Here is an 18410-nt window from a genome sequence, read left to right on the forward strand (position 1 = left end):
GGCTGCGTGTTATTCGGTCTGTAGGCACTTTATCAACCTGCATATAACTGATGCCAAACATCATGTTGGCGCCACGCCATCTTGGCGCTTAAAGCTTGAGAAAAATCATGCAGTGTAGGATCGAAATAAAGCATTTATCCAAAATTTTTTACCACCATGTGTCGGATGCCTTCCGCAGCGACACCTCGGCAAAAAAACCGTTATCTTTGCAAGATAAAGTAGTATTAAGCGACATTAATTTTACCATCGAATCCGGTGAGACAGTGGGTATTATTGGCCGCAATGGGGCGGGAAAATCCACGCTTTTATCCATCATTGCAGGGGTGTCCGAACAAACGCAAGGTGAGGTCATCATTTCGGGAAAAGTAACCGCGGTGATGACTTTAGGCATAGGTTTGCGCGAGGACTTGACCGGGCGGGAAAATATTTATCTGGATGGGCAAATACAAGGTAAATCCCGCGCCGAAATGGACGTTATGATTGCAGACATCATTGAGTTTGCGGAATTAAGTGATTTTATCGATAAACCTGTCAAGATTTATTCCACTGGCATGAAATCAAGGCTCGCATTTTCCATGCTGGTCGGCATTGAGCCTGAAATATTAATTATCGATGAAGCCTTATCGGCAGGGGATGCTTTTTTTGCTGAAAAAGCTTCAAAGAAAATTAAGGAAATTTGTCGCAAAGGGAAGATTGTCATCCTGGTTTCTCATTCCATGGCTACCATCGAAGCCATGTGCGATCGTTGCATATGGCTTGAGAAAGGCAAGGTGCTTTTGGATGACACCCCGGCTGTGGTAACGCAGGCATACCTTAAGAAGGTGAGAGAAGAAGATCAAAGCCGTGAATTGGAGCACATGCAGGCCGAGATATCCCAAATTGATGAGAAAGCCCATTATCAAATTCAAAGCATTGCTTTAAAACTAGCCGGTAGTGATTACCAACAAAGTATTTTTTATACAAAAGACCCATTCGCCATTGAAATTGCTGTGGCCCAAACTCATGCCGGAATGGCTCACGCGCACATTATAATCGAGCGGATTGATGGGCTGGTTGTGGCTCATGAACGCTATGATTGCAAAGACAGCGAGGGCAGCAAATTCCTGCTTGAACTTTCTTTACCTGCTTTAGTGCTTAATAAGGGATATTATCAGCTTAAGGTAGAAATTCATGAAGATAACCTTGTCAGCAATCATTTCACCCGTTTTTTTGAAGTGAAAAATGAGCGACCGCCAAAAGGGGGCATGCCTTTACTGCAATATCCTGCACAAATTATCTTACTAAATGAGGAAGTTTCCGTATGTTCGGATTCGATAGAACTGATTACCGAATGATTTACAATTTTTTTAAGATTAACCTTAAAGATCGCTACATGGCATCGGCACTTGGAGGAATTTGGGCAGTCTTAAATCCCATTATCATGTTAGGTATTTTTACTTTCATTTTTGGATTTGTATATCGGGCCAAGCTACCTGGCGCGACAACGACGCTGTCTTACGTCATTTGGTTGATTAGCGGCTATGGCCCCTGGTTAGCCATAAGCGAAGGGTTGTTAAACTCTGCCAATTCGGTAGTTTCCAATTCTGGCGTGGTAAAAAACATGGCATTTAAAACCGAAATTTTGCCGGTGGCATCCATTTTGGTTTCGATTGTACCTTTGGCAGTAAGTTTAGGTTTTTTAAGCTTGATTATGTTTTGCGATGGTAATATTCCCACTTGGCATGCGCTGATGATTTTTCCGGTTGTAGCCATCATGTATTTTTTTATGATTGGCTTAGGTTTTTTTCTTGCTGCTATTACCGTTTTTTTAAGGGATTTGGCGATCGTGCTGCCCAATTTGTTGATGATGGTACTTTTCGTTTCTCCTATATTCTATACAATTGATTCCATGCCGAAGCCTATCCAAATGGCATCTGTGGCTAATCCGTTTTATATTTTGACAGAAGGATTTAGGCAGCCGTTGGTTTATCATCAGATTTCGCTTAATTTATTACTGGGACTGTCTTATGTAATATTGCTTGCGGCAGTTTTGTATTTTACCGGTTTACACCGTTTCAGAAAAATAAAAGGTTATTTTACTTCTGTTATTTAAGGCATTTATGATTACCTGTGCTATTCATCAACCTAATTTTTTTCCCTGGGCGGGCTATTTCGATAAAATACGGCAAGCGGACGTCTTTATTTTTTTAGATGAAGTGGCTTATCCAAAAAGCGGCAGCGGCTCCGGTTCATGGTGTAACCGCGTTCGATTGCTGCAAGGTATGGAACCTTTTTGGTTTGGTTTACCTGTCCAACGTCAGTCTGGCGTACAGCTTATTAAAAGCGTGCGTTTTGCCGATAAGGATTATCATCTGAAAAAATTAAATAAGACACTGGAATTAAATTATAAAAAATATCCACGCTACCGCAATGCCTGGCCATTAATTGAGTCTTTGTTAAATTATCCTTCCGACAGCCTGGTTGAATATAACATACATGCCATCATGAGCTTGTCGAAGTGGCTGGGTTTAAAGACTCGATTTATCAGGCAATCTGAATTGCAACATCAAAAAAATTCCACAGAATTGTTAATTGAATTAGTGCAGCAAGTGGGTGCAGATCGTTATCTCTGCGGCAATGGCAGTAGTGGCTATCAGGAGGATGCATTGTTTAAGCAAGCAGGAATTGATGTTCAATATCAACAAACGAACCCTGCGCAACATTTTGTGGAGCAGATCAGCGATGAGGAAAGTGGGTTATCGATATTGCATCTTTTAATTGCACACTATGATGATTTTAACCTTAAAAGCAGCAGAACCATCGGGGTTGTCAGTACATAATTTTAAACAGCGGATAAGCATTTGTTTGATAGGGAGATACAATGACTGCAGCAGCTATGAGCCAGGAAGAAATTGACGAGAAAAACAGTTCGTTCTGGAATGAACTTTGTGGTACACAACTGGCAAAGGAATTAGGGGTGGTTGATTCCAGTAAGGAAAGTCTGGCAAAGTTTGACCGGTTTTATCTGGATTATTATCCTTATTTGGCAAAATATCTCTTTTTGGATGAGATAAAAGGCAAAAATGTTTTAGAGGTAGGCTTAGGATATGGGACGGTAAGCCAATTGTTGGCTTTGCATGGAGCAAATTATCATGGTTTGGACATTGCAGAAAATGCCGCCGCGATGGCAAGGCATCGCCTGAAACAACATCAACTTGCGGGCGATGTGCGTGTGGGCAGCATGTTAGATTGCCCTTTCCCTGATAATTATTTCGATTATGTCATCTCCATTGGCTGCTTCCATCATACAGGCGACCTGCGCGCTTGCATCAGGCAAACCCATCGTATTTTGAAAAAAGGCGGCAAAGCATCCATCATGGTATACAATAAATTTTCTTTAAGGCAATGGATGAACTGGCCTAAATTAACTTCAAGAAATTTATTATTACAATTCATGGGCAAGGAATACCATTCTTCAACCGAACAGCAACGCAAAGCCTATGATGCTTCCGCTGCCGATGAAGGTGCCCCCGCAACTGATTTTTTTTCTGTTAAAGAAATTAAGCGTATTTTTAACGATTATGATTTTCTTTGCGTAACGCGTGAGAATTTCGATGAAGGGGTTTGTTTCAATGTAGGCCGATTTACCATTTATCGGTTTGACCCGCGTTTGCATTGCCTGGAAAGTAAATGGGTGCGTAATCTGGGGTTGGATTTGTATATTCAGGCTAGCAAGTAAAGTGCATGGCAACAGGATGTAGCGATGAAATTAAATATCCTTTTTTTATGCGATAAACCCACAGGGAACGCCAATACAATTCTTGATCATATTTCTGCATTTGAAACTTATTCAAACCACACCATTTGGACTTATTCCAACTTGGGGGATTTTTCCCCCAAGTTGCAGCTCGATAGATTTGATGCCATCATCGTCCACTACTCACTCTCGTTGCTCTATGACCATTTTATTTCGCCTGCAGCGAAGCGACAATTGCGCGAGTTTAGCGGTTTAAAAGTTTTATTTGTGCAGGATGAGTACAGGCAAATCAATAAGTTGATGGAACAAATCGAGTTCATTGAATTTGATGTGTTATTCACTTGTTTCCCCGAGGCAGAAATTGAGAAAATTTACAGTCGTGCTGTACTCCCTAATCTCTTAAAATACAATAACTTGACTGGTTACATTCCAGAAAAATTAGCAAAGCTTGCAGAGCATAAGCACATGGCAGAAAGGGAAATTGATGTCGGTTATCGCGGCAGAAAGATCCCGTATTGGTTGGGGGAGTTGGCATATGAAAAGTGGTCTATCGTAGAAAAATGGCGGCAATATGCAGCAGATACTGATTTAAGGGTAGATATTTCCTATAAAGAAGAAGAAAGAATATACGGCATCGACTGGATTAATTTTTTATCTTCATGCAAAACCACCTTAGGCGTTGAAAGCGGCGCCAGTGTGATGGATTTTACGGGTAAGCTTGAAAAAATTATTGATTTTCATCAACAAAATTACCCTGAAGATTCTTTCCAGGAAATCCAGCAAATGTATCTTAAGGAGCATGAAGGGAAATACAAATTAAACCAAATTTCGCCGCGTTGTTTTGAAGCCATCGCACTTAAAACCGTTCTTGTATTGTATGAGGGTGAATATTCAGGAATTTTAATTCCCGAGCGCCACTATATTCCCTTGAAAAAAGATTTCAGTAATATTTCTGCAGTAATTGCTAAAATCAAAAACATCGATTATTTACAAAATATGGCAGATACTGCATTTGCAGAAATAGCGCAAAATCCAAAATACAGTTATAAAACCTTTATCCATCGCGTCGATGAGATTATTTCTTCTGCATTTGCGGTAAAGGATAAAAAGAAAGTCGCTGCTGCTTATACAGAAAAAGAATTTAATGAAGAAATACTGGTGTTTAATGCAAAGCTCGTGAGGGAAGTTAAAACGACTCTTTATAATACTTTGATCATTAATAACAATCGTTTTTTTCAATTTATTAAATTTCTTATAACCCGTAAAATACGCTTATTCAATCCATTGCTGCGTTTGGTAAAAAATAAAATTCAGCTTTAAATACCGACATACTAAACGTTTTATTATTGTTGTGAAATTATGTTAAATATTCTTTTATTATGTAATAAGCCTCCTGTAGGCCAAGATGCCAACACTATTGTTGATCACATTGAGGCTATTGAACATTACTCAGCGCATCGTATTTGGTTATGCTCAAACTTGGGTGAGTTATCCCCAAAATTGGATTTAAACCGGTTTGATGCGGTTATTATTCATTATTCAATTTGCCTTCTTAACGATTATTATCTTTCCCTGTCTGCAAAGAAAAGATTGAGGGATTATCAAGGGTTAAAAATCGTTTTTGTACAAGATGAATACCGCCAAATTAACAAGATGGTCGCTGAATTGGCTTTTTTAAAAATAGATGTGCTATTTACTTGCTTTCCTGAGGAAGAAATGGGTCGCATCTACAGCCCGGAGCAATTACCCAATGTAGCGAAATACAATAATTTAACCGGATACATACCTGAACGATTAACGACTTTAGCAGAGCAAATCCCTATAAAGGAGCGGCCTATTCACGTAGGTTACCGCGGCAGAAAGTTACCTTTTTGGTATGGCGAGTTGGCATATGAAAAATGGAATATTGTCGAAAAATGGCTGACCCATGCAAATCGTGCTGATTTGACTGCCGATGTTTCGTTTAATGAACGCGAGCGGATTTACGGTAAAGATTGGATTAAATTTTTATCTGCATGCAAGACTACTCTGGGCGTTGAAAGTGGTGCCAGTGTCATGGATTTTACCGGTGAGCTGGAAAAAAATATCGATTTTCACCAATTGACTCATCCCAATGAGCCTTTTCACGTCGTGCAGGAAAAATTTTTACGCAGGCATGAAGGCCAATATAAATTAAATCAAATTTCGCCGCGGTGTTTTGAAGCAATCGCCTTGAAAACCGTTTTAGTGCTGTATGAAGGAGAATATTCTAATATTCTTGTGCCGGGCCGGCATTATATTTCACTTAAAAAAGATTTCAGTAACATCGAAGCTGTTTTGGCCTGCATTCGTAACGACGATTATTTACAAACCATGGCCGATACCGCTTTTCAGGAAATTGCCCTAAATCCAGCTTATAGCTACCGCACGTTTATTAATAAGGTTGATGAAATTATTCGGCAGGAATTTAAGCTTCGCCATAAAAAAATAGTGGAAGCTTACGAGGAGGGGCAATATCAGGCTGCTATGCGTTATATTTCACTAAAAAGCAGATTTTATAAAACTGGGCTGCGTATTTATCAAAAAATGCCCGAGGGGATCCGTTTATTGATCAAGGGTGTTTTACGGCCTAAAGCAGCTATTCGTTATGTAGTGCGCTCTTTTTACCGCGTGGTGCGTCCTTTGCCAAGAAAAGGTGCCGAATAATGGAAAAACCTGATATTTTGTTTCTGGCTGATATCACTCATCATACCCAGGCTGTACGGGATCATATTCAAGCCATTACCAGCGATGCGCGCATCAATTGGCACCTTGTTAATCCATTAACTTGCAAGACCATCGATAAATTAGACTTGTCTTCTTTTGATGCCATTGGGGTGCATTATTCGATAAAGCCTTACAACCATTATTATTTATCCATGGGCTTAAAAAAATGCCTGGCGGCATATACCGGCATAAAATTCCTTTTTTTACAAGATGAATACCAGAAGGTTAATCAAGTTCAGGAATTTATGTTCAAACTTGGTTTTCATATATTGTTTACTTTAGTCAAGCAAGACATGGTGCAGCTGGCGTATCCCGATCCCCGTTTGTCGGCGCTGAAAAAAGTGACGGTTTTGACCGGGTATGTTTCGGATGCTATGAAAACCATGACATCGCCTCCCATTCACCGGCGGCTTATTGATGTATCTTACCGCGGCAGGCGATGCGAATATTGGTTAGGTTCTTTGGCGCATGAAAAAGAAATGATTGCCGCAGAATTTTTAAAGCGCGTAGAAAATACAAATCATAAGCTTAAACTTGATATCAGCACCAAAGAATCAGCCCGGGTGTATGGCCAAGACTGGCTTAAGCTTTTGATGTCATCCAAAGCTGTGTTAGGCACTGAGAGCGGCGCCAGCATTTGGGATTTCGACGATGCAATTCGTAACAAGACGAATCACTACCTAAGACGTCATAAACAAGCGGATTTTCACGAAGTCTATGCGCGAGTCTTACAGCCTTATGATGGCAAAATTATGTATAATGCGGTTTCGCCGCGGGTATTTGAAGCTGCCGCTACGAAAACCCCGATGATTATGTTTCCTGGGGAATACAGCCAGGTATGCCAACCGGATATTCACTATATTGTTCTGGAGAAAGATTTTTCCAATTTGGCGGACGTCTTGAAAAAATTAAAAGACTTTGATTTTTTGCAGCAATTGGCGGATAACACTTACGCCGATTTGATTGAGTCTGATTTATTTTCCCAGCATCAATTTAGCCAGTTAGTCGGCACTGAGCTTTTGTCCTTGATTAATTCCAGAAGAAAAACTCGTTCAATCGATGGCATCTCGGAACAAATCACACAAACCATGAGGCGCTACAAACACTTAAACCGTTTCCGCTGTTTGCTTACCGAAATGACATTTGTTGGCTGCAATTTTTTAAAATTGCTGTTTGATCGCAAACACCCATTGAGCGCAAAAGTTAAAACCTTGGTCGAAGGCGGCAAGCGGTATTTAGCGTATTTATTACCCAGAATGAAAGTGGAAAATAAGGAATGATTTTCCTGTATCTTGCGGTTTTTATCTCGTCGCTGTCTCTCACCGGATTTTTACGCCGTTATGCCCTGGCTAAAAATATTATGGATATCCCGAATCATCGCAGTTCCCATGCTCATCCGACACCGCGGGGAGGAGGGGTGGCATTCGTTCTTGGCTTCACTCTGATTTTACCTGTTTTAATCTATTTAAAATTGACTTCTATTTTTTTAGCCGCCCCTTTACTGGGTGCAGGTTTATTGATTGCCCTGTTGGGTTTCTTGGATGACAAGGCATCACTGCCTGCCACATGGCGTTTATTAGGTCATTTGGCAGCCGCTGGGTTTGTTTTGTATTATCTTGGCGGGTTTCCCCCTATTTACATTTTAGGATTTGGAGTGCCCGTGGGAGCTGTGTTGAATGTTGTAGCGCTTTTGTATCTGGTTTGGCTTATTAATTTGTACAACTTCATGGATGGAATAGATGGCTTGGCCAGCATCGAGGTTTGTTCGGTTTGTGTAGGCATATCACTCGTATATTGGCTTGCTGGTGAAGCTGGCCACATAATCTTGCCTTTATTGTTAAGTGCCGCTGTGGCTGGATTTTTATGTTGGAATTTTCCGCCTGCACGTATCTTCATGGGGGATGCAGGCAGCGGATTTTTAGGCATCACCTTGGGTATTTTGTCTTTACAAGGAGCGATGATAAGACCTGATTTTTTTTGGAGCTGGTTAATTTTATTAGGAATTTTTATTGTTGATGCAACCATAACTTTATTGCGTCGCTTCATGCAAGGTGATAAGCTTTATCAAGCACATCGTAGTCATGCCTACCAACATGCCTCTCGTCGATATCACAGCCATTTATTGGTCACTTTAGCGGTTTTGGTGATTAATATATTGTGGTTGTTGCCTATTGCGATATTAGTAGGTCTGGGTCATCTCGATGGATTCATTGGAATGATAATTTCTTACTTACCAATAACCGTATTAGCTGTAAAGTTTAATGCTGGCAAAGCTAGCTAAATATGCTCTATTCGGGCAAAAATAAGTCAGCTTAATAAATAGCCTGAACGAGTAAGTATGAGTTTACATACAAGGGTTATATTCACGTGAGGCGTGATAGCTGACACAAGAATATGGTAATTTTTTAACTCTTAATATTATGTTAAGAATCCTGCTGTAAAATATCAGTCAGCAATTTACTTTCTGATTGTTATTTGTGCAATATGATGCTACCGAACGCACCATGGAAGTTCTATGGAAGATAAGGTGGCGGCTTGTTAGGGAGATTTATTTTATGTTGATTTTGACTCGCCGTATTGGTGAAACGTTAATTATTGGTGATGATGTAAATATTACTGTGTTGGGAGTAAAAGGAAACCAAGTGCGTTTAGGCATTAATGCACCCAAGGATGTTTCTGTGCATCGTGAAGAGATTTATTTACGAATTCAACAAGAAAAGCAAGGTGGTGAACAGGGCAGTGAATCAGGCGATGCTGATGGCAATGTTTAATTCCACTCTGTGCATTTAGCTCCGGACCGTGTCCGGGGCTTCCCTCCTCACTCAACGTGCAATGATGTATCTCCTGATGATAAATAATGGATTTCCCCTTCAGACCATAAAATCAACTGCCCGCTTTCATTCACTCCTTGTGCCTGTCCATACATAGGTCCTAGCGGGTGCAGAACGCGAATCATTTTATTTTGTAAATAATCCGCTTGCTCCCAGCTTTCCCTGAAAGCTGCAAATCCTTGGCGGGTAAATTCCTGCAAATAACGCGTCAGAGTTACAATCATTTGCCCAATGATTTGGTTGCGATTAAAGTATTGTTTTGTCATATCATGGAGTGAACACCAGGGAATGTCGATTGCTTCCTCTGCGGTTGAGTTGCTATTTAAGCCAATGCCAATCACAACTTCCGCTCCACCATTGCTCTCCGCATTGATTTCGATTAAACATCCGCATAATTTTTTACCGTCCCATAATAAGTCATTCGGCCATTTGATTTGCACCCCGCCAATGTCAAGTTTTTGTAAAGTTTCAAGTACAGCCAGGCTGACTACCAAACTCAAACCGGAGAGTTGGGAAATATCGCAGTCAAAGTGCCAACGCAGGGAGCAATAAATGTTTTGTGCAAAGGGAGAATGCCATGAACGTCCGAAGCGGCCTCTCCCCGCAGTTTGTTTTTCTGCGCAGCAAATTTCTATGCAAGCGCTTCCCGGTAATTCTTTCAAGAAACGGTTAGTGGAATCGAGTGTGGCAAATAAATTAAAATTAAATGGTAAACTACATTGATTATTAAGCAATTCTTGGCGAATTTCCTCTTCGTTTAACAATAGGACAGGCATCGTTAAACGATATCCTTGCTGGGGGAGTGTTTGCATGGGGGCGCCAAGTTCTATTAATCCTTTGATTTGTTTCCAAATAGCTGTGCGCGAGAGGCCAAGCTCTGCCCCCAAATTATTACCGCTGTGGCAGCTTCCATCGTGCATAAGTTCCAATAATTTGATTTGGGTGGCACTCAATTGTTTCATGTACTGCTCACAGCAAGTTCAACCGATACGAGTGGCTGATTATAACAAAGCTTAACTTTAAGCTAAAATTTGGCATCAGTAAGTTTTATATAGCGGATTTCTTCAATGCCGGGATCGCAGCACAGCGCTGCACAGCAGATGATGTGCGGCATAAAGGCAATCAACTGCCAGGTTTGCTGGTATAAAGGGTCGTGAATGATTTGTTTGCCGGCAGGCAGAATAGGTAAATCAATGGTTTTGGTAGGATACCCAAGGCCGCGCCCGCAGGCTTTGATTAAAGATTCCTTCTGGGCCCAAATATTGAAAAAGCCCAATGGTTTTAATAGGGTCGGCAGCTGCTGCAAAGCATAATTTTCCCTATCGGAAAAAAGTTGTTGGCCAATGCCATGATAGGAGCGGGGGGAAAAAAATTCCAAATCAATGCCCACAGGATAGTTTTTTCCAACCGCCAATAGAGCCATGTCTTGCGAATGGCTTAAGTTAAATTGCAAAGGAGAATTTGGTAAATGCGGTTTACCATAAGAGCCTGAAGAAAATTCGATTTCTTGGGGGCTTAAATCTAAATAGCGCGCCAGAATGAGCCTTAACAGGGCATGGGCAGTAATAAAACGGCGGCGATGGTGGGAAAAAATAAAACGTTGCGCCCGCTCTTGCTCGCTTGCACTGAGCAGTGCTTCGCCATGAGGGAGTTCATCTTGCAGGGAGTATTGCCAAATATCCACGCGGTTTTCGCCAAGGATCAACTCATGGGAAGTAGAAGGCTTAAATGATTTAAATAAGGATAAGGACAAGATTGTCTCGCGAAGGTGAGTAATTATCTAGCATCAAGCAACGGTTATGGTTATACTTTGCGGGCAGTATTTTAACGTATAAGACTGTGTTTGCAAATCAGCCATTAAATCTGAAAGCGCGCAAACCAGTCGCGTGCTGCAATTAGAAAGCCGCGAAATAATGGGTAAACGATGTGCGGGCAGTATGCGTCCCACATATTGCGGTCCCAAATAAATTTTTCGTAAGCGGATTAAGTTGCGGGAAGTGCATAATCTGCAATCAGATTATGCATTACAAGATAATATATTTTTTTATAGGTACCGAATGAGTCGACAATTTCTTGATTTTGAACAACCTATTGAAGAGTTGAATCAAAAGATTCAGGCATTGCGCATGGTTGGCGATGATACCGAACTTAATTTGACTGAAGAAATTGCACGCCTCGAAGCCAAATGTGAGGAATTAACGGCTCATATATTTGCCCACCTTGAGCCTTGGCAGGTCGCGCAAATGGCGCGCCACCCCATGCGGCCGCAAACTACGGATTACGTCGAACACCTTTTTACAGATTTCCAAGAATTGCACGGCGATCGCCATTATTCTGCTGCGCCCGCAATTATTGGTGGATTAGCGCGTTTTCAAGGTGAACCTGTCATGGTTTTAGGGCATCAAAAGGGAAAGCGTACTAAAGAAAAAGTTTATCGTAATTTCGGCATGGCCCGGCCTGAAGAATACCGTAAGGCATTGCGGCTAATGAAAATGGCTGAGAAGTTCAAATTGCCTGTATTTACTTTTATTGATACCGCAGGTGCTTATCCAGGGATAGGAGCCGAGGAACGGAATCAATCCGAAGCCATTGCGCGCAATCTTTTAGAAATGTCCAAACTCAGAACACAAATTCTTTGTGTTGTGACCGGTGAGGCAGGTTCTGGCGGTGCGTTGGCGATTGGCGTTGGCGATCGGGTCTTGATGTTGCAATATGCCATCTATTCGGTTATTTCCCCGGAAGGCTGTGCCTCTATTTTGTGGAAAGATCCGGCTAAAGCCAGTGAAGCGGCGCGGGCAATGGGCATCACCGCTGAGAAAATTTATGACAATAAATTAGTGGATGGCGTAATTGCGGAGCCTTTGGGTGGTGCACACCGTGATGTAGTGAAAATGATGACCGATTTAAAAGGCGTTCTTGCGAAAGAATTGCGTATGCTGAAAAATTTGTCTCTGGATGAATTGCTGGAGCAGCGCTATAAAAAATTTATGGCGATGGGAGCTTGTGACTAATACTTTATTGACGGATGCATGGCTTGCCCGGCTTGCCGAATATCGGCGGTTGTTTGTCGGCTTTAGCGGCGGTTTGGATTCCACCGTTTTACTCCACCACGTGGCAACGCAGCCTTTACTCCACCAAAAAGTCTGTGCCGTCCATGTTCACCATGGCCTTAGTGTTTATGCAGATGATTGGGAAAATCATTGCCGGAAAATATGCAATTCTTTTAATATCCCGCTTACGGTGCATCGCGTAAATTTAAAAGCCTCGAGCAATGTCGAGGAATTGGCCAGGGTTGCGCGTTATAAATTTTTCTCCACGCTGATAAATGATGAAGAAGCATTGCTGCTTGGCCATCATCAAAATGATCAAGCTGAAACATTATTGCTGCAATTGCTGCGCGGTGCAGGAGTTGACGGTTTGGCCGCCATGCAATCCATAACTTCTTTTGGCAAAGGTGTACTGTTGCGCCCTTTTTTAAATGATGCGCGTGCAGCACTGGAAGTTTATGCGGCTGCTCAGCAATTGGTGTGGATTGAAGATGAAAGCAATGAAAATCCAATGTTTTCTCGGAATTATTTACGTCATAAAGTCATGCCGCTTATTCAAGCGCGATGGCCGAATGCAGTAAGTAATCTTGCACGCAGTGCTTACCACTGCCAACAAGCTGGAAAAAATTTGCAAGCCTTGGCTTATCTCGACTGCCCTGAACTACAAGAAAATAGCAATAGTCTTTCCCTGACTTCCTTGCAAGCATTGAGTGACGCGCGACTGATTAACGTGCTGCGTGTCTGGCTTAAAAATAACCGGGTTCGCTTGCCATCAACCCATATGTTTCAGCGCTTGCTGCACGAAGTGATCCGCGCCAAGGGAGATGCTAAACCCTGTCTTCATTGGGGAGAGATAAAAATAGGACGATACCGGCACACGCTCTTTTTGCAAAAAGCAGTTTTAGCGGAACTGGTAGAAATGGAATGGAATAATTTCCCGGAGACGCTCTTTTTGTCTGACCAAACCCGTTATCTTGCTGCTATCCCTGTTGCTGATGGCTTGCAAGTTCCTGCAGGAAGCTTGGTTGAGATCCGCTTTCGCAGAGGTGGGGAAGAAATCCGCTGGCATGGGCAAACGAAGCAACTGAAAAAATTGTGGCAACAATGGCGAGTGCCGGCATGGCAACGGGCGCAAATCCCACTCCTTTACATTAACAATGTGCTGGCGGCTGTAGTTGGCTATGCAGTCAGCGATTTGTTTTATGGAAAGCAATCTGCTTATCGGGTAGAATTGCGCACCTTAAATTTATCAGCCAATGAAGACTGAGTAAGTTACCAATCTTATCTTAATTCTATTTTCTTCTGCTTAGTCCTCAGTTTAAGCGGACTTACAGGCTGGAATAAACGAATGCCGCGTGCAAAAGCGAAATATTTTTCAACATTTATATCCATGTATCAAGTCAACTGGTCTGGCCAGGCTTTCAATTGCAGTAGTTTATCCATACAATAGTGCATGAAAATAAAACTTTTTGATTATTTATAAATTTATGAGCAAGCCTTTAATCCACATCACACGTAAACAAGCTTTGGTTTTTGCGTGCTTTTTAGTTCTCTATGAATTCCTCACCTACATCGCCAACGATATGATCATGCCGGGCATGATTAAGGTGGTGCAATCGTTTCACGGCCCAGAGTCGGCAGTCGCTACATCGCTTACTGCGTATGTTCTGGGCGGAGCAAGTTTGCAATTGTTGTTAGGCCCTCTTTCCGATCGGTTTGGCCGCAGGCCGGTTATGATTTTTGGGGCAGTGTGGTTTTTATGCTGTAGCATATTTATTGCTTCCTCCCAATCATTGGATCAATTTTTGGCTGCCCGCTTTTTCCAAGGGATGGGGCTTTGTTTCATCGGGGTTATTGGTTATGCCACCCTGCAGGAAATTTTTGCAGAAATGGATGCAATCAGACTGATTGCTATCATGGCCAATGTATCCATCCTGGCTCCTTTGATAGGTCCTCTTTTGGGGGCTGTATTCATACATTACTTCAATTGGCGCTTTATCTTTGTGACTATTGCAGGATTTGCACTCATCGCCTTGTGGGGATTGTATCGCTTCATGCCTGAACCAGTCGGGCAAGTAAAACGTGACGGGCAAGAAATTAAGAGGGTGCCTTTATCACCCCGTATTATTATGGCTAATTATAAAAATTTACTGTTAAATCGCAGCTTTTTATTAGGTTCGCTAAGCTTAGGCCTCTTAGGCTTACCTTGCATCGCATGGATTGCCTTAGCTCCTGTCATATTGGTAGTAGATGCCAAGCTTTCGGTCATTCAATACGGAGTATGGCAGATCCCCCTATTTAGTGCATCCATTTTAGGCAATTGGTTTCTGCGCTATTTAACCCATCGTTACTCTGTGCGGAAAATTCTATTGATAGGCTCTGCTATTACAAGCGTAAGCTTAGGATTAGTGCTATTCATCCCCACGCTTACTTCCGATTATTTTGTCTGGCTGATGCCTGGCCTCATCTTTTACTTTTTTGGCTTAGGCGTAAGTACGGCGCCTTTGGATCGCTTGATTCTTTTTTCCACTCCTATTGCCAAAGGCACAACTTCGGCTTTGATGACCATGATTGCCATGTGCATTCAAGGATTGGGGATTGAAGTGGCGAATTATTTCTATCTTGGCCATAGCAATCTGATTTTTGGCTTCTTTTGTGCAAGCAGCGGAGCCGTATACCTTATTTTCCTAATGGGTGCATTTTTCTTAAAAGCACCCAGGTTACAGGAGCAGTTAGCGAACAAATAAGTTATATAGCCAAGCCACTATCAAGCCACCAATAAACGCATCGATAAAACCAATCACACCTCCTATTATGCTGCCCATTATGGTCGCGTTATATCCAAGGTATAACGTGCCCATTGAAGTAACAAATAAATCACCGTAATTAAAAAAATAGGCGATTAGTCCCATGATGAGCATGGATAAACCCCATAAAATACCCAAAGCCAGACCAAAGGCCAGCGGACTTAACTTTGCATACCTCATGACTATCTCCCTGTAATTCCATCTTATTTAATTATAGGTCAATAAATGAGTGGGATATTTGCATCGGGGGATGTGGTTTCTACATATAATTAAGATGCAACAATTAAAATCGTCAAGGTATCCGTATAAGTTCCTTGTTTCGCCAAAACTTGGCTTGCTCCAGGAAGTTTAAGCTGCAAAGTGGCATTGTTAGGGAGAAGGAGGCAAGTGAGGGAGCCAAGAAGTTGAGCAGGGAAGGTGGACGGTGAATTCTGCCCCGAAGCGAGGGAAACAAACGTAGGGGAGCCTCCGGAAGAGCCAGCCCAGGCAACTGTGTAATTCAATTTATAAGTGCTATTGCTTGTATTCGTTAGTTGGAATGCAGTGGATGAACTGCCGCTGCTCGTGGCTCTGACATAATAATTGCTTGGTTCAAGCAGCAGAATATACCCCACGCAAATACTGCTGTCCGTTAGGGTTAAATCTGGAAAGGGAGGAGCTACTGTACCAAAATTAAAGGTCGCGTTAACACCCGTTAAATCATAAGCTTTGGCATGATGAAAAAATAAAATTAAAAAAAACAAACCGCATAAATTTCGAAGCTTGGCTAGGAACACCGTATTTCTCCAAGATATAGGTAAGCTTTATCTACAGCGAGCGCAGGTAAATTAATCCGGCATGATTCCCCGGCCATTAGAGTTTTGGTGTCTTGCGTCAATTCCAATTGAAAATTACCTTCATCGTCGCTAAAAATGCCATTCTTTCCTTCATAAATCCATGTATTCGCCAATGGATACTCTCCGTCTTTGCTAATGATCCGTCCAATCACAATCACGCGTTTTTCGACTCTCCATACATAATGATCTACGTTTCCCGGATATAGAGTGATATGGCGCGTTGGCTCTTCGATAAAGTAAGCTGTTTGTGAGATATTGGTTAGGGTGTAATTTTGATCGGTAAAACCTGGGAGCGAAACAAAAACTTTTTCATTTAGAGAAAGCTGGGCAATTTTTCGATTATTGGCATCCAGTAAAGCAAATTTAGACAATTTATCAGAAACGTTGCTCGTCTTAACTTCTACAATAATCCCTGCTGTATTTCCTCTGTCCACACCATTGAGATGAAGGCTATCCTGCGTTGCTGCAATTTCCGTCTCCAGATTCCCTCCATATCCTACAAAGCGTCCTTCGCCCTTAATTTGATTATAATTAACATACGTTGCTGCAAAACCTTGCCGGGCAGTATAATTATAAGTACCTGCTAACGAAGATACAGTAGGTGAAACGGTATGGATTTCATTGAAAGAATAGCCAAGTCCCTGTTCATTTTGCTGCGAATACACGGTATTTCCCTGGACTGCAACTGGCAAAGCGAGTTGGTTATTGGATAATGAATCCTTCTTTTGACCTTGCCATAGCAGTGACTCGGTTCCAGCAAACCGTCCTTCACTAAAATTCATGCTTAAGCTCAGGCTATAGGCATCACCCATGTAAACAGCTTTATTGTAGGCTGCATTAAAGAAAAATCCCATGCCTTTATAATGTCCTATTTGGCGTTGATAAAAAGCTCCGGAATTGTAAGTATCAGGTTGATCAAGGCTTTTATTATAATTCGCCTGTATACCTAACAAGTCATGTTCGGACAATCTATAACTGATTGAAATAGAGTCATTATCAATTAAATTATTGAGAAAGAAATAATAAGGATTCTTTTTTTGATAGAAAATTTTTGTCGCAATCAAATTGATATTAAAGCGATTCTTCTGAGTATTTAGCATGGTGTACATACCATAGTTGTTCTTTGTGGTAATAAGCCCTGCTGTTTTAATGAATGAATCTCCCCAAAAAAAGTCGGCCCAAAATCCATTAAACCTTGATGAGAATTTAATAAAATATCACTTAGAAAGGCTACTCGCTCACCGATTCTTTTATTTATGCCTGCCTGGAGCACTGGAATATCCAGTATTCCGGGCAGGAAATCATAAGCATTATGATTTAAAATCATTCCATTGGTTAAATATCCACCAATGACATAAAATTGGGGAGCATAAGCAGGGGGTAAAGAAGATCCTTTGCTAAAAAAACGGCGTATGATGTTGCTTGGACCTATTTTTATTGTTAATTCATAACCTCCCTCTGGAAAATTTCCTGTGTTAATGTGTTGATACCCCGCCTCAAGATATTGAGAAAAAATTAATTGTTCATTTTTGAAAATATCCACTTGTGAAGCTTGTGGCACAAAAATTACCAAAGGTGTTACCATAATGTCTTCGGCATTCCTCACTGTTTCCAAAGTGGTTTTGATGGCAGCGCCTGCAATAATCTGCGTTTGAAAAAAAGGGGAAGTAGGGTTGGTGATGTAGCCACCCATATAAATTTTATCGCGTGCAAAGTGTTGGGCATAAAAGTTTTGAATTTGAAAACGTTGGCCATTATTAATGCCATTATTCTGGGAAATATTACCTATGATGCTGCTATTTTTGTAAGCCCATACGTTATTCGAGTAAAGATTATAATAATTGGGCGTTGACGGATAAATTTGTGAGGCAAAAAGTGGATTATCATTACTGAAAGAACCTGCTGCTCCCAGTTTATTCAAATAAGACCAGTTTGCAGTCGAGGGAGGTAGGAACTCGATGGTGTCATTTCTTTTAGGTTTTTTAAAATACGAAGCTGCCAGGTACAAATAGACCGCTTCCTCTTTTGGATTGTAAATAATGTAGGCAGGTTCTTTTTTTAAAACCTCACAAGAAAAGGGCAAACTGGCCATATCATTTGGATAGCATTCTATATTTAACGGGAAGGATTGCTTTAATAACCGTAATACTTCTTTTTTATTTTTGATGCCTGTCAGTTGCGCCAGCAATTGCTCAGGCGAATGAAATTTCAGCTGCCCATTATGGATGTTGATGTAAAAAAATCCGATATGTTGATGCATAAATAATATCGATACGCGCAAGTGCTGGCTCATGCGAACCATTTCAAAGCCAGGAGGAGGAGAATCGATAAACGTTGTTTTGCCTAGGACAGCCGAGCAGAAACTTGCTAAACAGAAAAAGAAGATAAGTAACTTTATTTTAAAAAAC

Annotated in this window: 18 protein-coding genes; 12 read left to right on the top strand and 6 right to left on the bottom strand. The window is 41.4% G+C overall.

Annotated elements, in window-relative coordinates; translation table 11 throughout:
• Nucleotides 1–107: 107 nt before the first annotated feature.
• From NKV53_RS08395 to csrA, 9 genes are all read left to right on the top strand, one after another.
• On the top strand, nucleotides 108–1334 hold the full coding sequence (locus tag NKV53_RS08395) for an ABC transporter ATP-binding protein (protein ID WP_126953097.1): 1227 nt from the start codon (nucleotides 108–110) through the stop codon (nucleotides 1332–1334).
• Nucleotides 1301–2092 carry an ABC transporter permease gene (locus NKV53_RS08400; protein WP_126953098.1) on the top strand — a complete coding sequence of 264 codons (792 nt, stop codon included), beginning with the start codon at nucleotides 1301–1303 and terminating at the stop codon, nucleotides 2090–2092. The genes NKV53_RS08395 and NKV53_RS08400 overlap by 34 nt, the downstream gene beginning before the upstream one ends.
• 7 nt (nucleotides 2093–2099) lie before the next feature.
• A complete protein-coding gene (locus NKV53_RS08405) occupies nucleotides 2100–2819 on the top strand; it encodes a WbqC family protein (RefSeq protein ID WP_126953099.1) in 720 nt (239 codons plus the stop codon).
• A gap of 41 nt (nucleotides 2820–2860) precedes the next feature.
• Complete coding sequence (locus NKV53_RS08410) at nucleotides 2861–3718, top strand: class I SAM-dependent methyltransferase (protein WP_126953100.1); 858 nt, start codon at nucleotides 2861–2863, stop codon at nucleotides 3716–3718.
• Between the two features lie 24 nt (nucleotides 3719–3742).
• Nucleotides 3743–5056 carry a hypothetical protein gene (locus tag NKV53_RS08415; RefSeq protein ID WP_127057005.1) on the top strand — a complete coding sequence of 438 codons (1314 nt, stop codon included), beginning with the start codon at nucleotides 3743–3745 and terminating at the stop codon, nucleotides 5054–5056.
• A gap of 39 nt (nucleotides 5057–5095) precedes the next feature.
• Entirely contained in the window at nucleotides 5096–6421 is a 1326-nt protein-coding gene (locus tag NKV53_RS08420; RefSeq protein WP_126953102.1) for a hypothetical protein, read from the top strand.
• Nucleotides 6421–7761 (top strand): hypothetical protein, encoded by a 1341-nt coding sequence (locus NKV53_RS08425; RefSeq protein WP_253350966.1) that lies wholly within the window; start codon nucleotides 6421–6423, stop codon nucleotides 7759–7761. Before NKV53_RS08420 ends, NKV53_RS08425 begins: the two co-directional genes overlap by 1 nt.
• Entirely contained in the window at nucleotides 7758–8762 is a 1005-nt protein-coding gene (locus NKV53_RS08430) for a glycosyltransferase family 4 protein (RefSeq protein ID WP_253350967.1), read from the top strand. The genes NKV53_RS08425 and NKV53_RS08430 overlap by 4 nt, the downstream gene beginning before the upstream one ends.
• Nucleotides 8763–9036: 274 nt before the next feature.
• Nucleotides 9037–9252, top strand: a complete 216-nt coding sequence (gene csrA, locus NKV53_RS08435; RefSeq protein ID WP_126953105.1) for a carbon storage regulator CsrA — start codon at nucleotides 9037–9039, stop codon at nucleotides 9250–9252.
• 47 nt (nucleotides 9253–9299) lie between these two features.
• On the opposite strand, the gene NKV53_RS08440 is transcribed toward csrA, so the two are convergent.
• On the bottom strand, nucleotides 9300–10274 hold the full coding sequence (locus NKV53_RS08440) for a biotin--[acetyl-CoA-carboxylase] ligase (RefSeq protein ID WP_126953106.1): 975 nt from the start codon (nucleotides 10272–10274) through the stop codon (nucleotides 9300–9302).
• Nucleotides 10275–10336: 62 nt separating this feature from the next.
• Nucleotides 10337–11065, bottom strand: coding sequence for a 4'-phosphopantetheinyl transferase superfamily protein (locus NKV53_RS08445; RefSeq protein WP_233579594.1), 729 nt, complete (start codon nucleotides 11063–11065; stop codon nucleotides 10337–10339).
• Between the two features lie 304 nt (nucleotides 11066–11369).
• On the opposite strand from NKV53_RS08445, the gene NKV53_RS08450 reads away from it, so the two are divergent.
• The 3 genes from NKV53_RS08450 (at nucleotide 11370) to NKV53_RS08460 (ending at nucleotide 15106) form a co-directional block, all read left to right on the top strand.
• Nucleotides 11370–12323: an acetyl-CoA carboxylase carboxyltransferase subunit alpha gene (locus tag NKV53_RS08450; RefSeq protein ID WP_126953107.1), complete on the top strand. Its 954-nt coding sequence runs from the start codon at nucleotides 11370–11372 to the stop codon at nucleotides 12321–12323.
• Nucleotides 12316–13626 carry a tRNA lysidine(34) synthetase TilS gene (tilS, locus tag NKV53_RS08455; RefSeq protein WP_253350968.1) on the top strand — a complete coding sequence of 437 codons (1311 nt, stop codon included), beginning with the start codon at nucleotides 12316–12318 and terminating at the stop codon, nucleotides 13624–13626. Before NKV53_RS08450 ends, tilS begins: the two co-directional genes overlap by 8 nt.
• Before the next feature lie 220 nt (nucleotides 13627–13846).
• Nucleotides 13847–15106 (top strand): MFS transporter, encoded by a 1260-nt coding sequence (locus NKV53_RS08460; protein WP_127057009.1) that lies wholly within the window; start codon nucleotides 13847–13849, stop codon nucleotides 15104–15106.
• On the opposite strand, the gene NKV53_RS08465 is transcribed toward NKV53_RS08460, so the two are convergent.
• The 4 genes from NKV53_RS08465 to NKV53_RS08480 all read right to left on the bottom strand — a co-directional run bounded on the left by NKV53_RS08465 (nucleotide 15092) and on the right by NKV53_RS08480 (nucleotide 18304).
• Nucleotides 15092–15346 carry a bacteriophage holin gene (locus NKV53_RS08465; RefSeq protein ID WP_127032484.1) on the bottom strand — a complete coding sequence of 85 codons (255 nt, stop codon included), beginning with the start codon at nucleotides 15344–15346 and terminating at the stop codon, nucleotides 15092–15094. The genes NKV53_RS08460 and NKV53_RS08465 overlap by 15 nt on opposite strands.
• Before the next feature lie 89 nt (nucleotides 15347–15435).
• Nucleotides 15436–15942, bottom strand: a complete 507-nt coding sequence (locus NKV53_RS08470) for a hypothetical protein (protein WP_127032483.1) — start codon at nucleotides 15940–15942, stop codon at nucleotides 15436–15438.
• On the bottom strand, nucleotides 15933–17102 hold the full coding sequence (locus NKV53_RS08475) for a CS1-pili formation C-terminal domain-containing protein (protein ID WP_158616387.1): 1170 nt from the start codon (nucleotides 17100–17102) through the stop codon (nucleotides 15933–15935). Before NKV53_RS08475 ends, NKV53_RS08470 begins: the two co-directional genes overlap by 10 nt.
• Nucleotides 17096–18304, bottom strand: a complete 1209-nt coding sequence (locus NKV53_RS08480; RefSeq protein WP_253350969.1) for a TcfC E-set like domain-containing protein — start codon at nucleotides 18302–18304, stop codon at nucleotides 17096–17098. Before NKV53_RS08480 ends, NKV53_RS08475 begins: the two co-directional genes overlap by 7 nt.
• Between the last annotated feature and the right edge of the window lie 106 nt (nucleotides 18305–18410).

Origin of the sequence: Legionella sp. 27cVA30 (assembly GCF_024160945.1) — a bacterium.
Lineage (GTDB): Bacteria > Pseudomonadota > Gammaproteobacteria > Legionellales > Legionellaceae > Legionella_A > Legionella_A septentrionalis.

Coding starts and splice junctions, on each gene's coding strand:
- NKV53_RS08440 (WP_126953106.1), bottom strand. CDS start 10,274: ATGAAACAATTGAGTGCCACCCAAATCAAATTATTGGAACTTATGCAC.
- NKV53_RS08405 (WP_126953099.1), top strand. CDS start 2,100: ATGATTACCTGTGCTATTCATCAACCTAATTTTTTTCCCTGGGCGGGC.
- NKV53_RS08410 (WP_126953100.1), top strand. CDS start 2,861: ATGACTGCAGCAGCTATGAGCCAGGAAGAAATTGACGAGAAAAACAGT.
- NKV53_RS08430 (WP_253350967.1), top strand. CDS start 7,758: ATGATTTTCCTGTATCTTGCGGTTTTTATCTCGTCGCTGTCTCTCACC.
- NKV53_RS08460 (WP_127057009.1), top strand. CDS start 13,847: ATGAGCAAGCCTTTAATCCACATCACACGTAAACAAGCTTTGGTTTTT.
- NKV53_RS08400 (WP_126953098.1), top strand. CDS start 1,301: ATGTTCGGATTCGATAGAACTGATTACCGAATGATTTACAATTTTTTT.
- NKV53_RS08475 (WP_158616387.1), bottom strand. CDS start 17,102: ATGCTAAATACTCAGAAGAATCGCTTTAATATCAATTTGATTGCGACA.
- NKV53_RS08420 (WP_126953102.1), top strand. CDS start 5,096: ATGTTAAATATTCTTTTATTATGTAATAAGCCTCCTGTAGGCCAAGAT.
- NKV53_RS08465 (WP_127032484.1), bottom strand. CDS start 15,346: ATGAGGTATGCAAAGTTAAGTCCGCTGGCCTTTGGTCTGGCTTTGGGT.
- NKV53_RS08425 (WP_253350966.1), top strand. CDS start 6,421: ATGGAAAAACCTGATATTTTGTTTCTGGCTGATATCACTCATCATACC.
- csrA (WP_126953105.1), top strand. CDS start 9,037: ATGTTGATTTTGACTCGCCGTATTGGTGAAACGTTAATTATTGGTGAT.
- NKV53_RS08450 (WP_126953107.1), top strand. CDS start 11,370: ATGAGTCGACAATTTCTTGATTTTGAACAACCTATTGAAGAGTTGAAT.
- NKV53_RS08395 (WP_126953097.1), top strand. CDS start 108: ATGCAGTGTAGGATCGAAATAAAGCATTTATCCAAAATTTTTTACCAC.
- NKV53_RS08480 (WP_253350969.1), bottom strand. CDS start 18,304: ATGGTTCGCATGAGCCAGCACTTGCGCGTATCGATATTATTTATGCAT.
- NKV53_RS08415 (WP_127057005.1), top strand. CDS start 3,743: ATGAAATTAAATATCCTTTTTTTATGCGATAAACCCACAGGGAACGCC.